This window comes from Streptomyces sp. NPDC101234 (assembly GCF_044767525.1).
GTDB lineage: Bacteria > Actinomycetota > Actinomycetes > Streptomycetales > Streptomycetaceae > Streptomyces > Streptomyces sasae.
On record NZ_JBIWOA010000035.1, the window covers coordinates 107,477 to 115,715 of the forward strand.

7 protein-coding genes and 1 pseudogene are annotated in these 8,239 nt (G+C 67.0%); 2 read left to right on the forward strand and 6 right to left on the reverse strand.

The features are described from left to right. Nucleotides 1–32 precede the first annotated feature (32 nt). A pseudogene (locus tag ACIRR9_RS43605) lies at nt 33–254 on the reverse strand (IS481 family transposase); the annotation flags it as partial. 153 nt (nt 255–407) lie between these two features. After that, nucleotides 408–773 (reverse strand): VOC family protein, encoded by a 366-nt coding sequence (locus ACIRR9_RS43610; RefSeq protein ID WP_403764303.1) that lies wholly within the window; start codon nt 771–773, stop codon nt 408–410. A 93-nt stretch (nt 774–866) separates the two neighbouring features. Here ACIRR9_RS43610 and ACIRR9_RS43615 point away from each other — a divergent pair, with 93 nt between their 5' ends. Beyond that, nucleotides 867–1,832, forward strand: a complete 966-nt coding sequence (locus ACIRR9_RS43615; RefSeq protein ID WP_403764305.1) for a helix-turn-helix transcriptional regulator — start codon at nt 867–869, stop codon at nt 1,830–1,832. Between the two features lie 682 nt (nt 1,833–2,514). Here the strand turns inward: ACIRR9_RS43615 and ACIRR9_RS43620 are convergent. The 4 genes from ACIRR9_RS43620 to ACIRR9_RS43635 all read right to left on the reverse strand — a co-directional run bounded on the left by ACIRR9_RS43620 (nt 2,515) and on the right by ACIRR9_RS43635 (nt 6,088). Then, on the reverse strand, nt 2,515–2,769 hold the full coding sequence (locus ACIRR9_RS43620; RefSeq protein WP_403764307.1) for a hypothetical protein: 255 nt from the start codon (nt 2,767–2,769) through the stop codon (nt 2,515–2,517). A 137-nt stretch (nt 2,770–2,906) separates the two neighbouring features. Then, nucleotides 2,907–3,575, reverse strand: coding sequence for an ABC transporter ATP-binding protein (locus tag ACIRR9_RS43625; RefSeq protein WP_403764309.1), 669 nt, complete (start codon nt 3,573–3,575; stop codon nt 2,907–2,909). 41 nt (nt 3,576–3,616) lie between these two features. After that, the gene (locus tag ACIRR9_RS43630; protein ID WP_403764311.1) at nt 3,617–5,719 is read right to left on the reverse strand and encodes a hypothetical protein; all 2,103 of its coding nucleotides are present in this window, start codon (nt 5,717–5,719) and stop codon (nt 3,617–3,619) included. Between the two features lie 75 nt (nt 5,720–5,794). Further along, the gene (locus tag ACIRR9_RS43635) at nt 5,795–6,088 is read right to left on the reverse strand and encodes a lactococcin 972 family bacteriocin (RefSeq protein WP_123982827.1); all 294 of its coding nucleotides are present in this window, start codon (nt 6,086–6,088) and stop codon (nt 5,795–5,797) included. A 377-nt stretch (nt 6,089–6,465) separates the two neighbouring features. Here ACIRR9_RS43635 and ACIRR9_RS43640 point away from each other — a divergent pair, with 377 nt between their 5' ends. After that, nucleotides 6,466–7,890 (forward strand): glycosyltransferase family 39 protein, encoded by a 1,425-nt coding sequence (locus tag ACIRR9_RS43640; RefSeq protein WP_403764313.1) that lies wholly within the window; start codon nt 6,466–6,468, stop codon nt 7,888–7,890. Nucleotides 7,891–8,239: the final 349 nt, after the last annotated feature.

The following is an 8,239-nucleotide window of genomic DNA, read 5'->3' on the forward strand; positions in this document are numbered from 1 at the left end:
AGTTTTCACGAAGCAGCAGCCGTCGCGCCCTTCTCATCGCCCAGCGGTTCTGTGTAGGCGAGCCGTGAGAGACCATCGACGACGGAGTGCAGGTAGACGTAGCCGTGCTTCGCCCCGGCCGACTTCGCCCGACTGGCGACCTTGGCCTGATCGCTGTCCCGGCCATGGATCCGCCAGCCGCCGCCGTCCGGGATCTGGCAGACCTTCTTCACATCCAGGTGCACCATGTGTCCGGGCCGGCGGGCGGTGATCTTCACCGGCGATGGGACGTGTCTGGCACCGCTTCACGGGCCGACTGCGGCCCTCGAGGCTCAGGGGCGCATTCGCGTGGGGCACTCGTCGTCCTCTCGAAGTCGGACGGCGGCAGGCGCGACACCTGTCGTGCGCGCCTGCCGCATTGCGGCCTTTCAGTCTTGCGGTGCGACGCGGATACGGTTCCCGTCAGGATCGGCTGCGAGGAAGGTCAGCCCGAACCCCGCATCATGAGGCTCACGCAGGATCGTGCCCCCCTTGGACTTCCACTGCTCAAAGGTCGCGTTGAGCTCGTCGGGTCCACCGTCGATGGCCAGGCAGACCTCACTGGTGCGCGGGACGTCCGGCGACAGATCCTCGAACTGGCCAGACCACAGACCGAGGTCAGCGCCCGGCCCGAGGCCGAAGGTGATGTATCCCGGAGTCTCGAACGAGGGGCTCATGCCGAGGAGGTCGCCGTAGAAACGAGCTGCGGCGGGAGCGGCGTTCACGTAGACGATGGACACAACGGATGTGGTCATGGCTGTTCCTTCTCACAGGTGGTAGGTACGCATCCACCAGCCTGACCGGGATATGCGCCGCATCGTGTCGCAAATTCCTGAAAAAATTGGTGTGTGACCCCAGACCGCTTCTTCACCCTGATGCTGCTCCTCACATCGAGGGATGCCGTGACCACACAGGAACTCGCCTCAGCGCTCGGGGTGTCCCTTCGAACCATCACCCGAGATCTGAACTGGCTCCGCGACGCCGGTCTGCCGGTGACCGCACACCGGGGCCGCCTCGGAGGCGTGACCATGCTGCCCGGATCCGGACTCGACCTCACACGACTCACACCGGGCGAGCGGGATCATCTGTCGCTCACCGGGCTGGATGAGAAGCAACGTGCGGAACTCAACGCATCGGTCGAAAGCCGGCGCGCGCTCTCCAAGATCGCCGCTGCACAGTCACGTCGAGTTCATGAGCTCCTGCCGCTCACCGACGTGGTGCACGTGGACAGCCGTCCCTGGCGTCAGGCACGAGCTTTCGGCACGACTCCGGCTTCGCTGATCGGCGCAGTGCGGCGAGGTCGCCGGCTGTGGATCGAGTACGACAGCCCACGCGAGTCATACCCACGCGACCTGGTCGTGGATCCCTACGGGCTGTTCGCCAAGGCCGGCATCTGGTACCTCGTCGCCGACTGTGCCCGAGTGCCACGGATGTACCGACTCGAACGGATCACGACGTGGAAAGAAGTCGACCAGCCACGACGGATCCGTGAGAGCCAGACCCTGGCCACCGTCGCTGCAGCGCTCATTGCTCAGTGGGAACACAACCACGCGATAGAGGTCAGCGCCACCATCGACCAGAGCCAGATCGAGCGCGCGCAACGGATCTTTGGCCTGCGACTCGTGCGGGACGGCCATGAAGAATCCGCCACCGGCCGCAGGGTGACAATCCGCTTCCTGCATCTGGAGGACGTGCGAGCACTACTGCCGTTCGGGAGCGCCATCACTGTGCACGGCCCCACCGAAGTCAGGGCTCACCTTCGCGACCTCGCCACCAATCTTGCCCACCACTATGCACCGTCACCAACGCCCTGACCCGCAACGACTAGTTGTCGAGGCGGCGGAAGAGGCTGCGGAAAAATGACGCCCGGCACAGAGTTCCCGTGTCGTGAGAGGAACACTCTTCCATGGTTCGAGTTGGAGAGGTGGCGTCCCTTCGTACTGGATGTCTGCACGCGGTGCATCCGCTGGTGGCAGCTGACCCGAAGGAGGGGGTCATCCTCCTCTCGACATGGGGGATCGGGCCGGAAATCCGCCGCTGGGACAGCGGTAGTGGCGATTCCCTCTGGGACAGCGTCGAGGAGCTCCCGGGGTGCCACGGCTCCGTTCTTGCCTCGCTGACGCGTGGTCGGTGCATCCTCGCCGTTTCGACAGAGGATGGGGTGGAGCGCTGGAACGCGCTGACGGGAGAGCCGATGAGCGGCGTGTACTCAGCGGAGTCGACTGTCTGGAGCCTTGCGGCCGGAACCTTGCCGAACGGGCAGGCAATGCTCGTGGGAGCCGGCCACGGTGGCGCGGTTCAACGATGGGATACTGACAGTGGTGAACCACTCGGTCCCCCGCTACTCGGACATGCCACGACAGTCCTGTCCGTGGGGTTCGGGTTCGTCTCCGAGTCGGAAGCCGTGATCATGTCCGGAGTCGACTCCGGGTTTCTACGGCGCTGGGACGCGAAGACCGGCAACCCGCTCGGCGATCCGGTTGCAGGCCATGCTTCTCAGGTCAACATCGTTGCTGCCTTGCCCTTGAACCGCTTGAGGTTGCCGTCGGGGTCGATGGCGGCGGCGGGGTAGCAGCTGTCCGTGTCGTAGTCGTACAGCGGCTCGAAGAACTTCTGGAACGTCGTCGCGTTCTCGGGCAGGTTCTGCAGCACGCCCGCGGAGGCGCTGAACGGCAGGGCGATGGTGAGCGCGGCGGCGCTGCCCACGACGGCGGCCGCTCGGCCGAGGCGGTGGGTCCTGGTTCGGGACATCGGGGGCTCCAGTCGGTCCACGATTCGTTCCGGACATGACATCCGGTTGGGGAGAGACTGGCGGTCCGCAGCGTGCAATGGAAGGGCTTCCCGTCGAACGGGGGTGGGCGGCGTTTCGCCGGACTGGCTCTGCTCTGTCACCTGTTGGCGACGAGGTGCCTGCCCGGTTGCCGGGGTACCGCGAAGACCGAGTCGCAGGCGTCCCGGACGGTGACGTCGTGGGTGGCGAGCACCACGGCGCAGCCGGCCTGGCTCAGCTCGCGCAGGATGTCGATGACGACGGCGGTGTTGGCGTCGTCGAGGGCGCCGGTGGGCTCGTCCGCGAGGACCAGTGCGGGCTGCTGGACGATCAGCCGGGCCAGGGCCACGCGCTGCTGTTCGCCGCCGCTCAGGTGGTGGATCCGCTCCTTGCCCCGGTCTGCCAGGCCCACCCTGCCGAGGGCCTCGGCGATGCTCGGGCGGCTGTCGTCCGCGTCCCTGCGCCGTGGCGCGAGGGCCACTTCCAGGTTTTCGTCGACGGTGGCGCTCTCGATCAAGGCGTAGTCCTGGAAGAGGTAGCCGAGGCTGTCGCGGCGGAAGCGCCGGGTCTGTCCTCTGCCGAACCGCGTGATGTCCTTGCCGCGGTACCGGATCGCCCCGGAGGTCGGTCTGTCGAGCAGCCCCAGGCAGTTGAGCAGCGTCGACTTGCCCGATCCGCTGGGGCCGACGAGTGCGAGCATCTCGCCCTGGTCGACGGTGAAGTCGACACCATGCCACAGGACCCGGGACTCGAATGCCTTGGACAGGTTCTCGACCTCGATCACCATATGCTCCGGCTGGCTGGAAATAATTTCGGTGCTGACGGGGTTCACGCGGACTTTGCCCCTTCCTTCACGACCCGGCGATGGAAGAACGCGAGGGCGAGCAGCACGGCTCCGAATTCGACCGCGACCAGCGCCGTGATGACACCGGCATCCAGCGCGGTGACATGAGTGGGCTGGAAGGGAGCGGGTGCACCGGCGGCCGCGAACTTCTTCATCTCCTGGTTCTGCTGCCATGCCTCGAAGGGCACCCGGGTGGCGAACACAACCGCGATGGCCAGTTCCACGGCGAGGATAAAACGATGTGTGGCGGCATAGCTCCAACCGCTGATGTGGCGTGCGAATATCGTCTGTGCATTTTTGCGGGAGTAGATGATGCAAACACCGACACCGGCGATGAGGAGGACGAGGGCGGAAACGACGAGATTGAACACCTGTACCCGTAGTTCACCGACCGCGTTCCTGAGATCCAGGGCGGTTTTCTGCCCGACGGGACTCATTCCGATGAGGTAATTCTGGAGCCCGTTCGCCCTGATTGCTCTCAGTACGTCGTCCGGGTCGGGGAAAACGACTCCCGACTGGGTCGCATAGGTGGTGTATGCGTCGTCCGTGAGAAACCGTGAACCATTGGGCACGGCGATGACGACCGGATCGCGCAGCATGGATCTGTCCTCGTCGGGGCCGTGTGCCGAGTTGTAGACGTAGGCGCCGGTGTTGTACCCGAAAAGGCGCTGTCCCGACCTGCCTCTCAGCACCTCAAACGGAATGTGCCGATTCTGATGGGGGTCGACGATCTCGGACGCCGCCTTCGTGATGACCGCCTGGTGGGAGGCGAGGGAATCGGGAACGATGACCCGTACCGGGCGTGAGTCCGGTGCCCTCCCTGGGCCGGCCTGGGAGCGGTAACGGCGTCCCGCAGGATCCCGTACCGGCTGCTCGGCGAGATAGGTGTCGTTGACGATCAGGAACTCGCCGGACGGCAGCCCGGCGCCCGGGGCGGAGATCTGCAGGTCCCTGCGGCCGGCGAGGACGACCTCACCGCGCCCGTCGGCCTGGCGCAGCCACGGTCCCACGTGCTGGTCCAGTTGTTCCGTGTGCATGGCGAAGGCGCCGCTGAGGCTGATGGAGACCGCGTCGCCCACCGTCTCGTACACCTTCTGGTTCTCCAGGCGCACCAGCACGCCCCGGCCCGCGAGGGTGACGTTCGTGGCGATGGCGAGCGCGAGGAGCAGCGCCGGGACGCGGACGAGATAGACGCTGAGGGACGCGGCCCGCGCGGGCAGCTCGCCCTTGAGGGCGCGCAGCACGTCGACCTTGTAGGTCAGCCCGAGCACGGCCGCGTGGGCCGCCAGCACCAGGCCCACCAGGACGGCCGCGGCCGCCGCGGCCGTCGCGGCGAACAACCCGAGCCAGGCGAAGCCGTTGTAGAGGCCGAGCGCGGCCAGGGCCACCATCGTCACGGTGCCGGCCGACGCGAGCCAGAAAAGTGCCAGTTGCCGGAGGTCGCGCAGGAGGATGCCGGCGAAGGACATGCCCTGCATCCGCAGGACCGCGTACGTCCTGGCGTTGAGCAGCACGCTCGCGCCGGTCGTCGTCACCGCCGCGAGAGCGACCACCCAGAAGGCCCGCAGCAGCGGGTCGTCCGCGTACCGGTCGGTCAGCTCGGTGTACGACAGCGGGTGGGTCACGCTCGTGGTGAGGCCGAGCCGGCCGAACTCGGCCGCCAACCGGTCCACGTCCGCGGACGAGCCGAACACGTAGTAGGAGCCGCGCGGGTCCAGAGCCCCGGCCTGGGACAGCGGGTGCACACGGGTCGCGAGATTCCTGCTGAACTCCGGATATCCGTGGGCCGGCCAGCCCGCCGTCACGGAAGAACGGCCGCCCGGGGCCAGATAAAGATGCCGGACCCCGTCGGGATTCCTCAGATCGGGCAGCTCGCGGACCACCCCGATGCCGTACTCGGCGGAGAAGTCCTCAAGGGCTCGGACGACCTGGGTTCCGCTTTTTGACCCGTCGGAGTCGATGACCTCGACCAGAGCCGAATTTCCCAGTACTCCGGTCTCGTCCAGGCCGCGTACGAAAAGAAAGGACAGTGCTGCGGCGAAGACCAGGACCGCGGCGTGGACGAATCTTGTGCCTCGATGCAGCATCTGATACCGATCCAGTTCAGTCCATAGGAAGAACGGCCGTGGGGGAGGGAGGAAACCGCCCCCACGGCCGTGCGATCAGCAGCTCGGGTCGTAGTAGTACGAGATGCCGCCGCCGTTCTTCGTGCCCGATGCCAGCGACCACTGGCCCGGGGTGGTGCAGCCGCTCTTGAAGGACACGCTGCCGATCTTCACGGACGAGGCGTGCCAGTTCGACGGATGCTTGTAGTTCGACCACGCCGTGTTGGCGCCCTGGTCGTAGCTCCACTTTCCGCCGGACACGTCAACCGTCGTGGCGATTGCCGGAGTTGCCGCAGCGAAAATGATGGCAGCGGACGCGACGGCAGCCTTGACCACGTTTCTCCTGTGCATGGTGAAACACCTCTCACTGTGAGTTTCCCGTGGGCTTGCTGTGCACGGTTGAAAACTCTGAACGGGATGTGATCGCGACGCAACAGCCCGATCATTCCGCGGTGCCGAGTTGGCCGAAAAGTGGCGGTTCACAAGGTAATGCTGTCGCAAATCAGGTGGGGATCAAATTTGGACAGTGGCGTGAATAAATAGGTTGCGTCGGGGTTTGGAATAGGTACAACAACCCCCGGTCCAGGGCATTTAACCAAGGTGCTACGGTGCACAGTCGGCCGGTGACTTGTGACGGGCCACCCCTTCGACGACCGCTTCGGGAGCCCTTTTTCATGTCGACTGGCCGAAAGTCAGAGGCGGTATTCCGCTTTTCCCGGCCCGGAGCAATGCCCCACGTCTGGCTGGTGCCGCTGCTGTGGACCTGCGCCTTCGGTATGTGGGGGCTGGCACGCCAGAACAGTGTGTGGCGGGACGAGGCCGCGACCTGGCAGGTGGCCCAGCGCTCCACGGCCGACATCTGGCACATGCTGGGGAACGTCGACGTGGTCCACGGGCTCTACTACCTGCTGATGCATGTGCTGTTCGAGTGCTTCGGCCCCAGCACCACGACCCTGCGGATGCCCTCGGTGCTGGCCACCGCGGTCGCGGCGGTCTGCGTGGCCGTGATCGGCCGCCGCCTGGCCGGCGCCTGGGCGGGCCTGGCCGGCGGAATGACGCTCGGACTGCTGCCGGCCGTGCAGTTCTACCTTCAGGAGGGGCGGCCGTACGCGCTGGTGGCGGCGGGGGCCGGCATCTCCACCCTGCTCCTCGTGACCGCCATCCAGCGCCGGGTTCCCGCGCGCCACTGGGTCGCCTACGGCATCGCCGTCCTCCTCATGGGCCTGCTGAACTGGCTCTCGCTCATGATTCTGACGGCGCATCTGGCCACCCTGCTCTGGAGCCGGGTCGGCCGTACGGTCCTGATCCGGTGGGCGGTGGCGGCCGGGTGCGCCACGGTCGGTGTGCTGCCACTGATCGTGTTCAGCAGCGGCCAGTCCGCTCAGGTGTCGTGGATACCGCCGCTGACCTGGCACATGCTGATCGGCCCCGGGGTGCTGCTGGCGATCGGCGGTGTCTGCGCGCTGCCGGACCGGGCGCGGGCGGGGCGGTTGTCGGCGGCGGCCGTGGGGTTGCCGCTGCTAGGACTGCCGCAACTCGGGCTCGTCGCGCTGTCCTTGGTCCAGCCGCTGTTCCTGGACCGCTACGTCCTTTACAGCATGCTGGGGCTGGCGCTGCTGATCGGGGCGGCTGTCGGAGAGGCGGTACGGGCGGCCGCGCCCCGTTTCCCGGCGGCGTCGGGATGGATCCTGCCCGTGGTGCTCGCCGTGGCCGTGTCAGCCCTGCTCCCGCAGTCGCTGGCGAAGCGGTCCCCCGGGAGCAGGGTGGACGACGTCCTGGCGGTGGCCTCGGACGTACGACATCTGAAGCGGACCGGAAACGCGGTGCTCTTCGTGCCCGCGGCCCGCAGGGACACCGAGTCCGTCTCGCCGGACGCCTTCGCGGGCCTGCGGGACATAGCCCTGATGGAGAGCCCGGAGAGGTCCGGCACCCTGAAGGGGGTGGAGGCGGCACCGGATCGCATACGCGCCGCGATGCTCGCCGAGCGCCGCATACTCCTGGTGACCGACGTACCCCGGGTGGCCCGCCCGGTGACTGCCGCCCGGGACCGGGTGAAGACCCAGGTCCTGCGCGAGTACTTCACCCCGGTTGCCGACGAACAGATCCGCGGCCGCAGGGTCACGGTGTACGAACGCCGGGCGCCACGGCGGTAACCGATCCGCCGCGACTCACGGCTGCGGACGCGGGGCGGGCGCGGGGTGCGGCGGTGGTGGCGTCGTGAGTTCGGGCCGGGTGGTTCGGGTCGTGCATGTGGTGCGGGTGGTGCCGGTGGTTCGTGCGGTGTGGCTGGTGAGGGCGCATCCGCTTGGGTGTCACCTGTCCTTCGTTCGGGGGCAGGCCTGCCGTTCCGGGTCCATCCCTTGATCTTCGCAGGGAATCCCGGCCTTCAGGCCGGGCGGGAATGCGGTCCTCGGCCCGGAGGCGCGCAGCGCCGGAGATCTCTGCGTCTTCGGGGTGACGGTCAGGCCGGTCGCTTCTGGTTCTCGATGTACTCCTTGACGA